The organism is Paenibacillus sp. IITD108, from assembly GCF_036541265.1.
In the GTDB taxonomy this organism is placed as follows: Bacteria; Bacillota; Bacilli; order Paenibacillales; family Paenibacillaceae; genus Pristimantibacillus.
In genome coordinates, this window is sequence record NZ_JAZHCT010000024.1 from 1 (window position 1) to 16,081 (window position 16,081).

Genomic DNA, 16,081 nt, shown 5'->3' on the forward strand with positions numbered 1-16,081 from the left:
GCTTTTTCTGCGATTTATGGATCAATAGCGGAACGTCTGTCACTTTATCGACTCAAAACTGCTATTTATGGCGTAATAACGGAACGACTGACCAACTAGGAAAGCTATCGCTTCATTGTGAATAGGACAACATGCAGCCGAAAGAAGATGGCACTGCGATCAAGTTTCGGCATCTAGTCATCCTTTTTCATTGGAAAAACAAACCTCAAACATCGTAGAAGCATCATCGCTAAACGCAGTAATTGTCCCTTGATGCTGCTCTACTATTTTTTTAGCAATGAATAGTCCCAGTCCTGTGCTGCCCTCATGATGGGACCTCGACTGGTCTCCTGTATAAAACATTTCAAAAATATGTGGGAGCTCTTCGGTGGGGATTCTAGCGCCATAGTTCATTACCTGTACCGTGATTTCTCTGCCAGTCGTCCGACAAAATATATCAATGTACTTGCCCGCTTTCCCATAATGCGCCGCATTCGTAAGTAAATTTTCGAATACGCGCGCCAGCATTTCACCGTCCCCTTGCATCATAACGCCTGGCTGCACATGCAGTCTTGATGTAAGCCCGCTTTTTTCAAAAGCAGGATAAAGCTCCTCATTCAGTTGAATTAACAGCTCGCTCAGCACAATCGTTTTTTTCTCCATATCAAGCTTGCCATAGTTCATTCTAGTAATTTCAAATAGCTCCTCTATCAGCTGTTCCAAACGCTGGGACTTCGAGTAGGCAATTTGTGTATACTGCCTTATTTGCTCCGGAGTAAGCTGTTGATCCTTAAGGATGAAATCCAGATAGCCTAATATGGACGTAAGCGGTGTGCGCAAATCATGCGCCAGATTCAGCACCAGCTGCTCTTTGGTGTTCTCGGCAAAATTACTTCGTTCTACAGCCTGCTGCAATTTTTTGCTCGCCAAATTGATATCTCTTGCAATATCGCCAAATTCGTCCTTCGAATTAATCGCTACATGATTCTCAAAATTGCCGCTTGCCAACTGATTGATTCCGATAGAAATTGTATGAAAATAAGTAGCGTACCGTCTAGTAAGGAGGAAAAAGAAGATTACGGACAGCGGAATAAAAATCGTAAGGAAGAAATTAATATCGCCAACCTCTCTCATAAAATAGCGGACCTTCGTCAGCGGATCTTCGAATTTAGTCGTATAGTAATAGAGCTGAAGCGCTTTGTACAGCCAAAAGGTTAAAATACCGGCGAAGGCCATGCTCAGCCCAAACAACAATATCATCCTGAATCTAAAGCTTCGGATTATATTAGCCATTGAAAGAATATCCGACCCCCCAGACTGTTTTGATCAGCTTCGTCTTTTGCCTGTCATCGCCAAGTTTTTTGCGCAGAGTGCGAATATGGACCATCACTGTATTGCTGCCCTCGTAATATTCCTCCCCCCATACCTGCTGAAAGATATTTTCCGTACTAAAAACCTTCTTGGGGTATCTCATCAACAAATACAAAATATCAAATTCCTTCGGCGTAAGCTCAATCGGCTGACCGTAAAGCAAGACAGCTCTCTCTTCAGGATGAATGATTATTCCTCCTGCTTCTACTATAGATAAGGTCTCTTTTGAAGCTTGATGGAATTGTTTGGATCTTCTAATATGGGCATTGACACGAGCTACGAGCTCCATCGGATTAAAGGGCTTTGTCACATAGTCATCCGCTCCACGGACAAGTCCAGCAATTTTGTCGAGATCACTTGCCTTGGCGCTTAGAAAAATAATCGGCATAAAATGCTGCTCGCGTATTTGCCTCGTCACTTCATAGCCGTCTATTTCCGGCATCATTATATCCAAAATTACCAAGTCAATTCGATATGAGCGTACAGCTTCGATCGCCTTCTGCCCATCAGATACCTTCATGCAATGATACCCTTCCTTCATCAAATGCAGCTCAACCAGATTTGCTATTTCCTTATCATCATCGGCTATTAATATCGTTATTGCATGCATACGTTAACACTCCTACCTGAAAATGTCGAAAAAGGCTCCGGTTACACTACTCTAGCTTCAGCCTTGCTCTTCGTTCCCTATTGTAGTCCCGCTTTTATAGATTTCCAACATCAGCCCATTTTCAATTTCAATAATTATACAATTTTACTACATTTCAACAAATACAAAATAGTCATCACTTAAAAATTTCAAGCGTTCATGGCAAATAGGTTATAGTCTATCCCTACAAGGATAAACGGCTCCGCCTTCCTTTGGACAGGCGCGTTTACCGATGAATGATAAGAACAAGTTTATAGGAATAACTCATAAATTCTTATAATTAAATATAAGAGCCAGCTCTTTCGAGCCGGCTCTCTATTCTATGTTCCGCTTATAGATGCTGTTTCCACGCCGTCCGCCAACTTCACTGTATTGCGGCCGGCACGTTTAGCCTCATAAAGCGCCCGGTCAGCGGCAATCAACAGGCTATTCAGCCCGTCCTCCTCACTATCCGCGTCAACCTCATTTACAGCGGCAACGCCAAAGCTTGCCGTTATCGTCAGCGGCGGGCCTTGCGTCAGCTCCAACGGCTGCTCTGCAAGTCCGCGGCGCATTTGATCTGCAGCCTCCCAGGCTTCGGCCGCCGTCACTCCTGGCATCGCCACAACGAATTCTTCTCCGCCGTAACGCGCGAATACATCCTCGTGACGCAGCACCCTTTGGCATATTTGCACAACGTGGATCAGCGCCTCATCTCCGACGCTATGCCCAAATGTATCGTTGATGCGCTTGAAATAATCCACATCAAACAATACCAAGGCTAAAGGTTCTCCAAGAAAAACGGTTTTCGATAGTAACGTCTGGCCTGTTTGTACGAAATAGCTCCGGTTAAAAATACCCGTCAGTCCATCATAATAGGCCATATCGCGAAGTCGCTGCTGCAATCGAGTCCGCTCAGTGACGTCGATCATAACAATAAGCTTGCCTGACTGCTGGCCATTCCTCTTCCGCACAATGGAAGACCGGATATGGTAGTAAAATTTCTCCCCTTGCAGAAGCCATAAAATCTCCTGCTGCGTGCCAGTTTCTCCCGCGTCCTGCCTTCTCTCTAAAATAAACGAGTCAACCAAGGGCTCATCGGTATGGGCTTTCCAAAAAGGCTCTATTGCTTGACCAATAAGGTCTGGCGATAATTCAGGCATTACATTTGCGGCAGACGGATTGTAATCGACAAGCCGGTTGTTCATATCCAGCACCAAAACACCGTCGCTCATACTCTCAAATAAACGGTCTCTGGCAATCGGCGCGACATTCATCAGCCCTTTTGAAGTGAGCGCCCACATATACATCGCAGAAGTAAGCGCCATCATAACGGGAATAGGATCAAGCCCGTAAGGAGTAAGATGGCTGAGATATGCATAATCTCCTGCAAGCGGCAGCAATAACCCGAACAGCATCGTGAAAAACTGAATGCGATAGGAAGCTTTCATACGATTCCAATTCAACAGTAGCAGCACAACACCGCCCGTCATGCATCCGAATGTGTAGCCGCCTTGAATAATGTACCAAGGGCCTATCTCCAAATTAGCCTTAAGAATCGCGGTATCCGTCCTTAGCTCTACGGACTGGTAATAGAAATGATGCCATTCGTTAGTAAATACGAGCGCCACCGTAATAACCGGAATAATAAACAATACAACATACCAGAACCGCTTAAAGTAGCGGTCCATACCGAGGAAATGCATAATAAGCAGCAAATTAAGCGGAGGAAGAAAGGGCATGCCCAAATATTCAAACTTGATCCAAAATTTTATTTCGTCAAGCGATCCTGCCGCAAGCTCCAATGCTGAGCCAAACGTATAGATCGCCGCAAGCATACAAAAAATAATAAAAATATTAGACATCATCTGTTTAGAGCGGTTAGCCAGCACGTAGATGCCCATTATTACATTAATGACTCCTGCTGTCACAATTAGAGTTATTATTGCGGAATACGATGTCCCCATATCTTTGCTCCACTCGAAGTTCCGGCTTCCTGTCAGCCGTCACAGTAGTTGTATGATAGCTTAGTAGAATCAAAAATAGTATAACATATACTAGTAATTTTCACTGAAAGAGATGACACTGCGATCAAGTTTGGGCGGGCGCTTTCACTTATCCATTCCCAATCTTGCTCTTTCGTTCCCCTTTCTCAACAGTCTGAATGATTCACTTTTAATCATTCTTTATACGCTCTGCCAGCATTGTTAATTCGTCATTCACTTCTTTGACAATACATTTCAATACGATAGCTATTACAATTGAGAAAAAAGAAATGATAAAGAAAAGGACTGTAAACAGTGTACCTCTTAAATCATTTACAAAATTATACTGCATCACTTCAAAGAAGCCGCCATTTAAAAAAGAAAAAAAAGTAAAAAGAGCAAACAAAACACCAATAGCAATGAACCAATTAGCCAGTCTGTTTGTTTTTTCCAAATGAATCATAAAGCTCCCCCCTTTTTGGATCATACTTAATCGTATTCATGCGCAGCTTTACTTTTGATAAGTGTATTACGCCGTTCCGTTCAATTGGATTCATATTTCAGGCTGTCGAATGATAATCATTGTGAATGATGCAACAAGCAATAGAAAAAGGTGGCACTGCGATCAAAAGCAAGACCCAGCCCTAGATATTGCTATCTTGGCCGGGTCATTGATTGTACATTATTACATGCCTAAAATATGATAACCGGCATCTACATGGATAACTTCACCAGTTATGCCTCTGGAAAGGCTGCTTAAAAGGAACATCGTCGCATCGCCGACTTCGTCCTGATCAATATTTCTGCGCAGTGGAGCCCGCTCTTCAAGCGTGGACATAATGTCGTTGAAGCCAGAAACGCCTTTTGCGGCCAAGGTGCGAATAGGACCCGCTGAAATTGCATTGACTCTAATGCCGTATTTGCCCAGATCCTCTGCCAAGTATCTCACGCTAGCTTCCAAGGCTGCTTTTGCCACACCCATCACATTGTAATTTTTAACGACACGCTCTGCTCCAATATAGGATTGAGTAACGATGCTTCCGCCCTCGCTCATTAATCGCTTTGCTTCTCTGGCAACAGCCACCAAGGAATACGAGCTTGAATTTTGTGCCAGCATATAGCCTTCTCTAGTTGTATTCACATACTCGCCCTGCAATTCATCCTTTTCCGCAAATGCAACAGAGTGAACGACACCATGAATGGTTCCGACCTTGCCTTCAATTTCTGCAAATGCAGCACGCAAGCTTTCATCATCCAATACATCACACGATACTGTACCCAAGGGCTGAATATTATGAGCATCCAGCAATTTTGTCAGCTTCTCCAGCGATCTTTCCTTCCGATAAGTAAAGATTAAACCCGCGCCTTGCTGGTGCAATGATTTGGTTATTCCCCAGGCAATACTTCTTTCATTGGCGACGCCCATAACGACTATCGTTTTATCCTTCAGCAACATATAAATCCTCCTGCCTAATCCCTTACATTATGATCTAATCCAAGGATAAACGGCTATCGCCGTCCTTTGGACGAGCGCGTTTACCGATGAATTATAAGAATAGGTATAAGGAAAAAACTTATACTTTCTTATATTTTTAAAAAACACGCAATTCCATCTTTTACTCATCTTCCAAAAGCTGCAGCATAGGCCAGATCTCCAGCCATTTTTTTGATTTAATTCTCTTTAAGAAGTAGCTCTTATCCTTAAAAAACTTGCTTTTTCTTATTTTCAATTCTAATAAATCTTCCAGCCCCTGCGGCGCCAATATATGTATGTGATCGTCCCCATCCATGCAAATGGCTGCTGCCGTCGCTGTTTCAGGCCAATATCTCATGGCATCCATGGTGCTCGTATAAGGCAAGGACTCGTTTCTAATATGCATCCTGGCTTGATTTTTGACTGACCAATTATAGTGCGGCTTCTGCTCCTGCAGTTTCTTTTCTGCTTCCACTTCTATAGTAACCGAAAGATCGCTTGAATCAAAATAAATAATATCGACGTCGTTAAGGAGCGTTCTCTCCTTATAACCATGTGCAGCATCCCAAACATAATTTCTTACATATCCTGCAGCTATCCAGCAATCGGGCAGTTCCAAGCCTCTTACAAGCTTTAAATCCTCTATTACATGTTCGTTGGTCAATATTATATCGATCAGTTTTTTTTCGAGCGGCATATGACACCTCAGTCTAAATCCTTCTAATTTACAAACATCAAACCTCTGCGTTTTCCCGTTTCTGCTCATACTCTTCCTTCAAAATTCCCATTTGAATCACATCCCAATACTTCCCTTGTCTGAACAGCTTCTTCCTTAGCCTTCCCTCTTCCACAAAACCGCATTTGATATAGCATTTATACGCTCTTGCGTTAAACTCATACACCTCCAGCTCCAAACGGTTAAGATTTAAGGTGTTGAACACGAATTCCTGTATAAGCTCAATGGCTTCCTTGCCGATCCCTTTGCTCAAATATTCCTCGCGGCCAATAACGATGCCTAGAATGGCTGATCTATTTTTCCAATCGATCCGATGCAAATCAATTTGTCCAATGTATTCCAGCGTATCGGGAGCAGCTATAATAAACCCTTTGCTTTCCCCCTTTCCTTCTGCCATCATCTTCAAAAAGCTTTCCGTATCGTACATCGTTTGAGGATAAATAAATATATCATGCAAATTGTTCGTTATATCAAAGTTGTTCACCCATTTCCGCATATAAGGTAAATCTTCCATACGATATTCTCTAAGCACAATCCGCTCCGACTTCAAATAAGCCACGCGATCGACCTCCTTCTATTGATTAAGCTTCCTATTATTTTCCCCGGCTCTGAATGTCACGACCTGCTCCGTCAAATCTGTTTCCTTATAGGCTGCGCTAAGGCCGATCTGATTAATGAAATCCTTTGCTACATATTTGATTTTAATAGAAGCAGTAAACTCCTTTTCAAATAAAAAGGGGCTGATCACTATTTCCTTGCTGTTCGCCCAGCGGGCGTTTATTTTTTGGCCATCGATAATTGTTTCAAAGCCTGCCCGATACCAGGGATGCTCCTCCTCTTTGGCGGCGCCAGGACGGTTAAAACAAACGTACAGAGATATTTCGTCAGATAATTGCAACAATTTAAAATGCCGTTCCACGATGTTTTCGCCGGGATGCGCCAAGCCTGCTTTTATCCGCTTTTGTCTTTCCGTCTCATGATGAATGAAATCGATACATTCTGTCTGTTTCGATTGCTGTAGGTGCTTAAAGGATGAAAAATGCATGCTGCAGATCAAGGCGGCATATTGGTTGATTTGCTCTATCTCATCCAAACCTTTACGATACAATACCAGCTTGGGCAGCAGCGGATATTCGCCAAAAGAACATGGAGCCATATGACGATCATTCCAAACTGGCGTATCATCCAAGCGAATCCAGCCTCTATCATGCTCTTTGATCGCAATTAGCACATCGCTCATGTAGCTGCTGTCCAGAAATAGATTTTCCTTGAAGCAGCTGGCAACTTTGCCTGAAAAGCTGGCATGCTCATGCTGAGTCGTCATCACAAAATGGTGCTCTGTCTCTCTTATTATCATGGCTCCGCCTCCTCTTTACTACATTGTACTCTTTTGCAAGTTTTTTGTAAGTCCTGTTTGCTACGATATGCTCGAAGCATATTTCCTAGTAAAGGGTTGGTGTACATTCATGAAGGCAAAAAAACGTTGGATTGTGATGGCAGTCATTTGTTTCCTTCAATTATTTTCGATAGCCTTAACAGCTGGGTCAGCTGACGCTGCTGCAAAAGTCCAGTGGAGCCAAATAAAAAAAGGCAGCTACAACGCCCTTTCCCCCTACACGCTCAATTGGTCAGGAGATGTACTGAGCTTGGGCGGGTACAGCCTGGCGGCTATGGATGTTACAGCAAGCAGCAAGGAAGCAGATTTTGTCATTACACAATCAGGCTATATAGCTGCTAATGGCATTATTAAAGTAAATGAGCAGCTGGAGGATTTAACAGACGCCTCCATCTCCAGCTTCAAAACGTATGAGAGTGTCTCCCAGGGAGCGGTTTATCTCATTATTTTGAATGATGGCACATGGGCAAAAATAAAAATCGATACCGTTGTAAAAAGCTATATGGACTATCTTTCCAAAGTAACCTTCTCCTACGTCATTGAAGAGCAAATTATAGAAGATAAACAACCAGACAGCCAACAGCCGAATCCAGGCTTGAAGCCGGGACAATTTGCCGAGGATGTGGAAAAAGGGCTGTATGATGAAAATCCGTTTGCTGATCCAGCATACGACTTGCGTCACCCTGGAGCGGAGTACACATTTGAGGAAGGTCCGATTACGATATCATTTCCAGCCTTAAAGGATCAGCTTGCTTTTGACCTGTACCGTTCCGACAATGGCGGTCCTTATGTGCCGGTTAGTGATTTTATTTTGGAGGAGCCTGAATATACGGATCATTACGCTTTCGCGGGCCATACCTACTTGTATATTTTTGTAGCGTATGATAAGTATGGCGTATCGGAGATCGATTTGCCGATTAAGGTTAACATCGTGCCAGCCGGCTCAACCGATCCCATTGCAGGAACAAGGCTAATTACGATGAAGCTGGAGAGCACGACTGCGCTTGTAGACGGCAAAAAAGTAACGCTTGATGTTGCCCCAGTTATTGTGAATGGGCGTACGCTGGTCCCTGTCCGTTTCATATCTGAAGCACTTGGCGCCGAAGTCGGCTGGGACGGGGCGACTAGAACAGCAACTATTGCACTCGGCGACAAAAAAATCGAGCTGCCGCTGGACAGCTCTACTGCTATCGTCAACGGCAAAAAGATCGTGATGGATGTTCCTGCAACGACGATGAAAGGCAGAACGATGGTTCCGATCCGCTTTGTAAGCGAAAGCCTTGATCTCGATGTTAAGTTCAATAACGATACCCGCGAAATCACGATTATGAGCAAAGACAATTCCCCGGCTCCGTCTGGCGGACAGGATGCTGCAATTAATTATGCTTTAAATGATCTGGCCGGGGCTTGGGATATGTGGATTCCATCAGCCAATCCTCAGGTTCCGGGAGCATCTGGCGGAATATTGATCATTTATGATGATTTGACCTGGGAAAATTATTTTAACAATAAAGTAACGACCGGAGATATTGAAATCAATGAAGAAGGTCAGGTTATTTTGCTCCATTATATGTTCAATTGGGATTGGTATGTAACCGCAACTAAAGATGGCATCAAAATTTCATCGCCGCCAGCCGCCTACCAGCTTGGCACACCCGTTGAATTATAATAAATGGGGCATAACCTGCCCTCTTTTCTAGTAGGATAATGACCTATGCAAGTAGAATATTGATATACAAGATTAATCGCTGTATTTTATTTTAAAATCAATCAAGAACGGGTGGTACGCTTGTACAGGGAGCTTGCGGCATTAATCCTTGAAGGCAAATATGAGGAAGTGGCAAAAGGCTTGAAAGAGCAGCTCGAAGCGCAGCTTCCTGCTCATCAAAAAAACAAGGCACCCGCCTTATTAAAAAAGCTGGGCGAGCATTTTTTGCTGGAAGGAAAACCTGAGCAAGCGATCGGCCGGTGGCGAGTCGAATGCTTTAACCATTTCACATTTATCCGGCATGGCAAAGAGATTGACAGCATGCAGTGGAAGCGCAAAAAAGCAGAGGAGCTGTTCCTGTTTTTGCTGCTGCAGCCGAACTATCGCGCCACGAAGGAAGCTGTTGCCGAAATACTCTTTTATTGCGACGATACCGGTCAAATATCAAATCAATTATATGTGATCATCCATCATGTTAAACAAACGCTGCATAAATATTTGCATATTCCAAAAGGCATTGCCATTAAAAATGGCATGATCCAATTGGATGAAGATATGATCGATTATGTAGACGCTGAGAAATATATTACGCTGGTAAGAGTAGGCAACCAGCTATGGGCAGCCTATCCGGACTTGTCTGTTACACTGTATGATGAAGCACAGCAATTATATGGGGTACTGGCGCCTGCGCTGCATTATTTGGATTGGCTTGATCAGTATAGAAAGGACATGCTGCTCAAGCAAACAGGTATATTAAAACGGCTGGGCTCTTATTACGCAGCAGCAGGAAGCTTCGAAAAAGCCGAGCCCTATTTTTTGGAATGGGTTCATCTGTCTCCTTACGAGGAGGAGCTTACCAGGAGCTGCTCAAGTTATACATGAAGGCAAATAAAAAAGACACCGCCAAGCAATGGTATTCCCGTATGGAGCAATTGTTCCGTCAGGAGCTTGATACCGCACCCATGAGCGATACAACTATCATTTTATCGGAGAGATACTCATGAAAAAGACGGGGTTTTCGTTCATGCTGCGCTTGTTTTGGATTTATGCGGGAGTCGCTTTATTCGGAACGCTGCTCATTTCCCTCAACAATCTGTTTATTAATGGATTTTCGTGGGAGGAGCTTATTCGCTTCAATTTGAAAGCAAAGCTGTTCATCGCTCTTCTAATGATCATTTCCTTTATGCTTTTTTCCTACTTAAGATTAAAGAGCATCCTGCACATCATCGATGACGGCGGCAAAAATAAAGATGTCGAGCTCATTTGGAGCAAGCTGCTGCTGCTGCCGCATGAAGTTTTTGCATCGATGCTCATTTTTGGGGTATTCGTCTCCCCTGCCTATCATATCATCGATTTGTGGATGCTAGGGCGCCCCCTGTTTTTATGGGGCAAAGAAGATATTTTAATTTTTTTGCGCGACTTCTTATTCGATCAATCGCTAACCCTAACATTGGCCGTGCTGCTGTACAGCTTGCTCCGGTACAATCTGCGCTCATTTTTAATACAACTATCGGTTATAAAATTACAGCTCATCCAATGGAAAGCAAGCTTTCTACGCCCGCTGCTGCTTACTTTTATTAGTATTTTCCTTATTACCATTTTCAGCATTGCCGGATATATCATCAACGCAATTGCTTTTGACAAGGCGATTCATTTAACCATTTTATTCAGCATCGCCTTTGTCAGCTTTGCGTTTGGCTTGTTTCTATTTCTGTTTTCAGCCAAAGAATTTATGCATGAACTGCAAGTGATGATTAGAGGCATCCATTCCTTAATCGGTGGAGAACGTATTAAGCTGCATCGAAAAATACCCATTATATCAAAGGACGAGGTCGGCCAGCTTGCTCATGCCTTCAATGAGCTGCAAGACTATGCTGCCAAGGAGTATGCGGATTTAGAATATGAGCTGCATTTGGCTTATCAGGTTCAACGCAGTCTGCTGCCGCAAGAAAGCCAGAGGATAGGCCCTTGCCATATCTACGCGAGCTGTCAATCGATGAAAGAAGTTGGCGGCGATCTTTATGACACCTATATTATAGATAAGGACCGTTTTGCTGTTATTATCGGCGACGTATCCGGCAAAGGGATTTCAGCAGCTCTATTGATGTCTGCTGTTATCCATTTATTCAAAATGGAAATGAGCCGCGGCGGCTCTGCTGGACAAATCTTGACGCGGCTGAACCAGCTTATGGTTGAAACGCTGCGCGGGGAAAGATATATTACACTAGGGCTTGCTATTATAGATGTGCGGCAAATGTCAGCAAGCTATGCGAGTGCAGGACATGTAGCTCCGTACAGCATTCGCAGTGGAAAAGTCGAGCAGATTGTTATCTCTTCTCTGCCGGCTGGCATTGCCAAGGATGAAGTATATCATGAAACAATTTTCCCCTTTTCACCAGGCGATCAGCTCATTCTTTATACAGACGGTCTAATTGAAAAGCTGGATGAGCAGGGCCAGTTTATCGGCTTCGACCGCTTCGAGCAGTTTTTGCAAAGAGTGGATTATAACGCGCATTTGGAGCTGCAATTCCAAGAGCTTCGAACATGGCTTGGGGAAGGTTCTACGGCCAAATACGAGGACGATCGTACGTTGATTATGGTGAGGTGGACTGAGGATGCATAAACGGTGGCGGCTGGACACTCAATTTGGACAAGAGAAAATAGTAATGGACGATATCAAGCAGCTGTTTTCAGCCTCTGCGCCTTTTAATGAACGGGTAGACGATATGATGACGGCAGTGGCGGAAGCATGCCTGAATGCATTCGAGCATGGCAACCGGATGAGAGCTGAAGCTCATGTACTCGTCGAGATGACTGGTCAGAACGACAAAATCCTCTTTCGCGTCACTGATGAAGGCACAGGCTTCCCTTATAGCCCGGCTATGGCTAGAGAGCGCGCCGCGGTTCCAGCAGCTAAAAACGATTCAGCCGATCGAGGCTGGGGCGTCATGCTAATAAACAATTTGGCCGACTCCGTACGTACAGGATTTGAAAACGATAGATTCTTTATGGAAATGCACTTTTTGTTAAGGGAGCGAGTTCATCATGCTTGAAAACAATTTGCAAATTTCGATTCGTGAATTAGAGCGATGCATCATATTGGATCTGCAAGGCGATTTGAATATCCAAGCCGAGGAAAAGCTGCTTCGGCTGCGTGACTGGGAAAAAGGACTCGTGCCCGGCAAAAATCATCTGCTGCTTAATTTTACTGATGTGCAATATATAAACAGCTACGGTATTGCGATCCTTATCCGGCTGGCGCGGGCATGCGCCAAGGGCGGCTGCCCGATAACCGCCTACGGATTGACCTACCATTACGCCAAGCTGCTCCGCATGGTAGGGCTCACGAATTTACTGCGTATTTGCACAGACCAGGAAGAAGCGTTACGTACTGTATAACATAGAACCTGAAAAAGATTCGACGCACTGAATGCTCGCCATTGCTTCTTTCGCGGTTAGCGAAGTTTTGACATACTGAACACTTGCCATTGCTTCTTTCGCCATTAGCAAAGGTGTTTTTTCAAAAAATGCACAACTTCCGTAAAAGCTTGCTGCACGGCAGGGTTATGAAAATGCTGATCAAAAACATGGTCTGCCCCTTCGATCGTAATCAATTTCGAGTAAACGCCCTCCTCCTTAAGCTTCTCATGCATAAGGACAGATTGCTCATACGGAACATCAGTATCTTGATCGCCATGCAGCAATAATGTAGGCGGGAAATCTTCCGAAACATTAAGGATTGGAATATATGGACTCAATGCCTGACGATCCATTTTGTGATCGAGGCCTGCTACTTCTTGCAGCCACACGCCCTGCTGGCGGCAATAAAGATAATAACTGTACCGTTCCCACTCGCCGTTTGTCGTCTCTGTATGGCTAACAGCAGCCAGAGCTTTCATTTTATTAATCAAAGGCTTTCTGCAATAAAAATCACTTGACTTCGCGAGCCAATCTCCTAATATATCTCCGTACCCATAAAAGGAAACAATCGCTTTAGGCTTGACGTCCATTGTTCCTGTTAATAGACTTAGAAATCCGCCCGCTGAGCCTCCCATTACAGCAATATTATCGCTATCGAAATCATACCACTGCTTAGCTTCCGTTCTAACCCATGTTAAAGCATCCTTTATATCTTCAATAATTTGTTCAAATGCTGTTTCCGGCGCCAGGCGGTAATCAATATTGACAACACTGAAGCCGGCATCATTAAAAAGCTTAATTTGCTCTGCAGGAAACCACACTCTGGAGCCAAAAATAAGCGCACCGCCGTGAATATATATAACGACTGGCGACCCTGCACCTTGATCGTAAATATCCGCATGAATCGAACAGCCATTTACTTGCTTATATACTCTTGTTTCTTTCATTCTATTCATTTCCTCTCCTTCGAATTAGAACGATGCAACAATCATTATCCAATTATTCCGTAATTATACATACGGTAAGGGTGAATGAAAAGCATTAAACTTAATCCAGAATGAAACTTTAGCTGAAGTTACACGTCTTTTATAAATGAGGTGATATGATTTGAAAAAGCTCGTGTTCATCCCCCTGCTAATGCCACTGTTGATACTGCTGCTAATGCCACTGTTGATACTGCTGCTAGCAACAGTTTCAACAGGCTGTAGTTTAAATACTAAATTAGAAACGCCGATTGAAATGGTGGCATTTTCCAGTCTTTCGGAGGAAGAAAAAGGGTTAATTCCGGTAAGCCCTAAAGACTCTATCGTGCAAAAAGTAACTGTACATGAAAAAATAAAACCTTACATAGATCAAGCTTATGGACGGGAAGAGATTTACTCTGTCACGTTTAATCGTACTGCAACTGATGTAAATGGAGACCTAGCCGTCTTTATTAGTTTGGATAAGAAAACAGTCATCGGCAAAAGTTTTAATCAGAAACAAGAATAAACAGCTGGCTGGTTACTCAGCAGCACCATCATGCCTAGTATGCAGAAACCTTTTGCTCAATAGCACCCGCCGTATCGAGTTTACTGGATAGTTCTACTTCTGCTCAACAGCACCCGACGTGGCGAGTTTTACTGGACACACATTCCGCTATTTGCCTCAAAAATGCTATTTTTAGAGTTTCGCGGTCACTGGTTCCGCTATTTGGCTTCAACAAGTGGTTTTTCAACGTTTTTTTGATCAATAGCGGAACGTCTGTCACAATCACCCTCTAAAACGGCGATTTTTCGCATAATAGCGGAACGTCTGACCGGTTGCTCTGAATTTTCGCAGCTTCGCATGCGGCGCGCTGTCCAACTGTTCCAGAGCTCTACACACAAGCAATATTTCGAAAATAGTGCTGCTAGACTTGCCATTATTACTTAATCTCAACACCATTGTAAGCTTGCATCGACTGTTCAAGCATAAATTCTACCTGCTGCTTCGGATCACCAGACATATGTCCGTAAGCTTTAACAGGCAGATTCAACTTAACGATATATGTTCCTTTTGGAACAGGGTTGCCTGCCGAATCCTTCAAATCCCAAGTCAAGTTCGTTATATAACTTCCTCTTTTCTGATTCACGGTTCCGGTAAAAGGCTCTGACGTAATGGTTAAAATTTTCGACTCCTCATTAACCTCTTCCTTGTAAATTTCTGCTTCTATAATAAGCGGTTCTGTGATAACAACCTTCTCCGTGTCATGCAAATTTAACAATATAAGTTCAATATCAAAGTATTTATTGGGAACATAACTTCCACCGTTAATATAAGCATTAAGCGGAAAACCATTTAATCCGCCTGCTCCTAGCGCTCCGTATTCCGTATGATATTGTCTAATCGTCCAAGCCTGCTTTTGTTCAATTCTAATGCCGTAGCTATAAGACTCTGGCAGTTGGATATGAGGGAAGGTTGTATCAAAATAGGTAAATTCACCTGCAAGCATTTCATGAGGTTCCCGGTATTTCAGCTTGATGGGGTTTGAAGCCGCTACTTCATTGCCGTCTTTGTCCAGCAGCGTGATGACAAGCTGTTCCTTATCTGAAATGGACTTGTGAAACTTGATTGCTCCCCTAATAAATAATGGCTCGCCTTTGCCAACATCTATCTCCTCTATTAAACCGATTGAAACATTTTTAGACGTGTCGCTCACCGTAAAATCTTGATCATTCAGCTTCAAAATATGTACTTGCGCTTTGCTGCCGCTGTTCGGAGCAACATATTCCACCGTACTGCCCATATGCTCTGCAAAAGAACGAACTGGAACATATAAATGTTTTTTGTAGTTCAATACCTCTCCTTCAAATGATGAAGACTTGCCGTTTTCTTCAAAGGAAATAAAAACTGGAAATAATACCGCCCTAACCTCCGGCAATGATGCAGCGGTAGCTATCGTTAACGCCATTCCAAGAAATAGACCAAGCAAAAATTTTTTCAAAATATACACCCTTTCTATTTCGTTTAAAAATTAGACGCAACCCGACGAAATTTGTTTCCACTACTTCTATGTTTTGATAAGCTTTTCCTGTTAAAAAGAAATACACGATGAGCTTGCTCCGTTTTTTTATATATTGGAGCTCTAACGAATGCAAGAAGCGCTATTATGCCGAAAAAACTATTTTTAAAGTTGTAACGAATCTGAGCGAGCTTATTAGGGCTGAAACGCAGCCCAAATGAGCGTTTGTTCACAGATAGCGTTTCTACAAAGCGTTAGAATTTCAAAAGGTGCATTTTTTACAAAATAACGCCTCTCAGATTCGTTACAAAATAAAGTGCTTGCCAAACTCCGCTGCTACGCGCGCCATTAAGTAACCTTTGGGGGCTTTTCAACACGTTGAGCCCGTCTAAGCTAATAAG

At 43.4% G+C, this 16,081-nt stretch carries 17 protein-coding genes; 7 read left to right on the plus strand and 10 right to left on the minus strand.

Annotation, left to right across the window (positions count from 1 at the left end; translation table 11 throughout):
* Positions 1-177 precede the first annotated feature (177 nt).
* The 8 genes from V1L65_RS19550 to V1L65_RS19585 all read right to left on the minus strand — a co-directional run bounded on the left by V1L65_RS19550 (position 178) and on the right by V1L65_RS19585 (position 7,530).
* Positions 178-1,272 (minus strand): HAMP domain-containing sensor histidine kinase, encoded by a 1,095-nt coding sequence (locus tag V1L65_RS19550; RefSeq protein WP_331700919.1) that lies wholly within the window; start codon positions 1,270-1,272, stop codon positions 178-180.
* Positions 1,265-1,960, minus strand: coding sequence for a response regulator transcription factor (locus tag V1L65_RS19555; RefSeq protein WP_331700920.1), 696 nt, complete (start codon positions 1,958-1,960; stop codon positions 1,265-1,267). The genes V1L65_RS19550 and V1L65_RS19555 overlap by 8 nt, the downstream gene beginning before the upstream one ends.
* Positions 1,961-2,319: 359 nt before the next feature.
* A complete protein-coding gene (locus V1L65_RS19560) occupies positions 2,320-3,945 on the minus strand; it encodes a histidine kinase N-terminal 7TM domain-containing diguanylate cyclase (protein ID WP_331700921.1) in 1,626 nt (541 codons plus the stop codon).
* 208 nt (positions 3,946-4,153) lie between these two features.
* Positions 4,154-4,426, minus strand: coding sequence for a hypothetical protein (locus V1L65_RS19565; protein WP_331700922.1), 273 nt, complete (start codon positions 4,424-4,426; stop codon positions 4,154-4,156).
* 222 nt (positions 4,427-4,648) lie between these two features.
* Complete coding sequence (fabI, locus tag V1L65_RS19570; protein ID WP_432504904.1) at positions 4,649-5,419, minus strand: enoyl-ACP reductase FabI; 771 nt, start codon at positions 5,417-5,419, stop codon at positions 4,649-4,651.
* Positions 5,420-5,579: 160 nt separating this feature from the next.
* Positions 5,580-6,134, minus strand: a complete 555-nt coding sequence (locus tag V1L65_RS19575) for a nucleotidyltransferase family protein (protein ID WP_331700923.1) — start codon at positions 6,132-6,134, stop codon at positions 5,580-5,582.
* A 37-nt stretch (positions 6,135-6,171) separates the two neighbouring features.
* Positions 6,172-6,732: a GNAT family N-acetyltransferase gene (locus V1L65_RS19580; protein ID WP_331700924.1), complete on the minus strand. Its 561-nt coding sequence runs from the start codon at positions 6,730-6,732 to the stop codon at positions 6,172-6,174.
* 15 nt (positions 6,733-6,747) lie between these two features.
* On the minus strand, positions 6,748-7,530 hold the full coding sequence (locus V1L65_RS19585; RefSeq protein WP_331700925.1) for a DUF3891 family protein: 783 nt from the start codon (positions 7,528-7,530) through the stop codon (positions 6,748-6,750).
* A 109-nt stretch (positions 7,531-7,639) separates the two neighbouring features.
* Between V1L65_RS19585 and V1L65_RS19590 the strand changes: the two genes are divergently transcribed.
* The 6 genes from V1L65_RS19590 to V1L65_RS19615 all read left to right on the plus strand — a co-directional run bounded on the left by V1L65_RS19590 (position 7,640) and on the right by V1L65_RS19615 (position 12,676).
* A complete protein-coding gene (locus V1L65_RS19590) occupies positions 7,640-9,238 on the plus strand; it encodes a copper amine oxidase N-terminal domain-containing protein (RefSeq protein WP_331700926.1) in 1,599 nt (532 codons plus the stop codon).
* A gap of 120 nt (positions 9,239-9,358) precedes the next feature.
* Positions 9,359-10,159 (plus strand): bacterial transcriptional activator domain-containing protein, encoded by an 801-nt coding sequence (locus tag V1L65_RS19595; protein ID WP_331700927.1) that lies wholly within the window; start codon positions 9,359-9,361, stop codon positions 10,157-10,159.
* Positions 10,156-10,281: a hypothetical protein gene (locus V1L65_RS19600; RefSeq protein ID WP_331700928.1), complete on the plus strand. Its 126-nt coding sequence runs from the start codon at positions 10,156-10,158 to the stop codon at positions 10,279-10,281. The genes V1L65_RS19595 and V1L65_RS19600 overlap by 4 nt, the downstream gene beginning before the upstream one ends.
* On the plus strand, positions 10,278-11,900 hold the full coding sequence (locus V1L65_RS19605; protein WP_331700929.1) for a PP2C family protein-serine/threonine phosphatase: 1,623 nt from the start codon (positions 10,278-10,280) through the stop codon (positions 11,898-11,900). Before V1L65_RS19600 ends, V1L65_RS19605 begins: the two co-directional genes overlap by 4 nt.
* The gene (locus V1L65_RS19610; RefSeq protein WP_331700930.1) at positions 11,893-12,330 is read left to right on the plus strand and encodes an ATP-binding protein; all 438 of its coding nucleotides are present in this window, start codon (positions 11,893-11,895) and stop codon (positions 12,328-12,330) included. The genes V1L65_RS19605 and V1L65_RS19610 overlap by 8 nt, the downstream gene beginning before the upstream one ends.
* Positions 12,323-12,676, plus strand: coding sequence for an STAS domain-containing protein (locus V1L65_RS19615; RefSeq protein WP_331700931.1), 354 nt, complete (start codon positions 12,323-12,325; stop codon positions 12,674-12,676). Before V1L65_RS19610 ends, V1L65_RS19615 begins: the two co-directional genes overlap by 8 nt.
* Positions 12,677-12,780: 104 nt before the next feature.
* On the opposite strand, the gene V1L65_RS19620 is transcribed toward V1L65_RS19615, so the two are convergent.
* The gene (locus V1L65_RS19620) at positions 12,781-13,653 is read right to left on the minus strand and encodes an alpha/beta hydrolase (protein ID WP_331700932.1); all 873 of its coding nucleotides are present in this window, start codon (positions 13,651-13,653) and stop codon (positions 12,781-12,783) included.
* Positions 13,654-13,858: 205 nt separating this feature from the next.
* Between V1L65_RS19620 and V1L65_RS19625 the strand changes: the two genes are divergently transcribed.
* Positions 13,859-14,188, plus strand: coding sequence for a hypothetical protein (locus V1L65_RS19625; RefSeq protein ID WP_331700933.1), 330 nt, complete (start codon positions 13,859-13,861; stop codon positions 14,186-14,188).
* Positions 14,189-14,603: 415 nt separating this feature from the next.
* Here the strand turns inward: V1L65_RS19625 and V1L65_RS19630 are convergent, their stop codons facing one another.
* On the minus strand, positions 14,604-15,662 hold the full coding sequence (locus V1L65_RS19630; RefSeq protein ID WP_331700934.1) for a hypothetical protein: 1,059 nt from the start codon (positions 15,660-15,662) through the stop codon (positions 14,604-14,606).
* Positions 15,663-16,081: the final 419 nt, after the last annotated feature.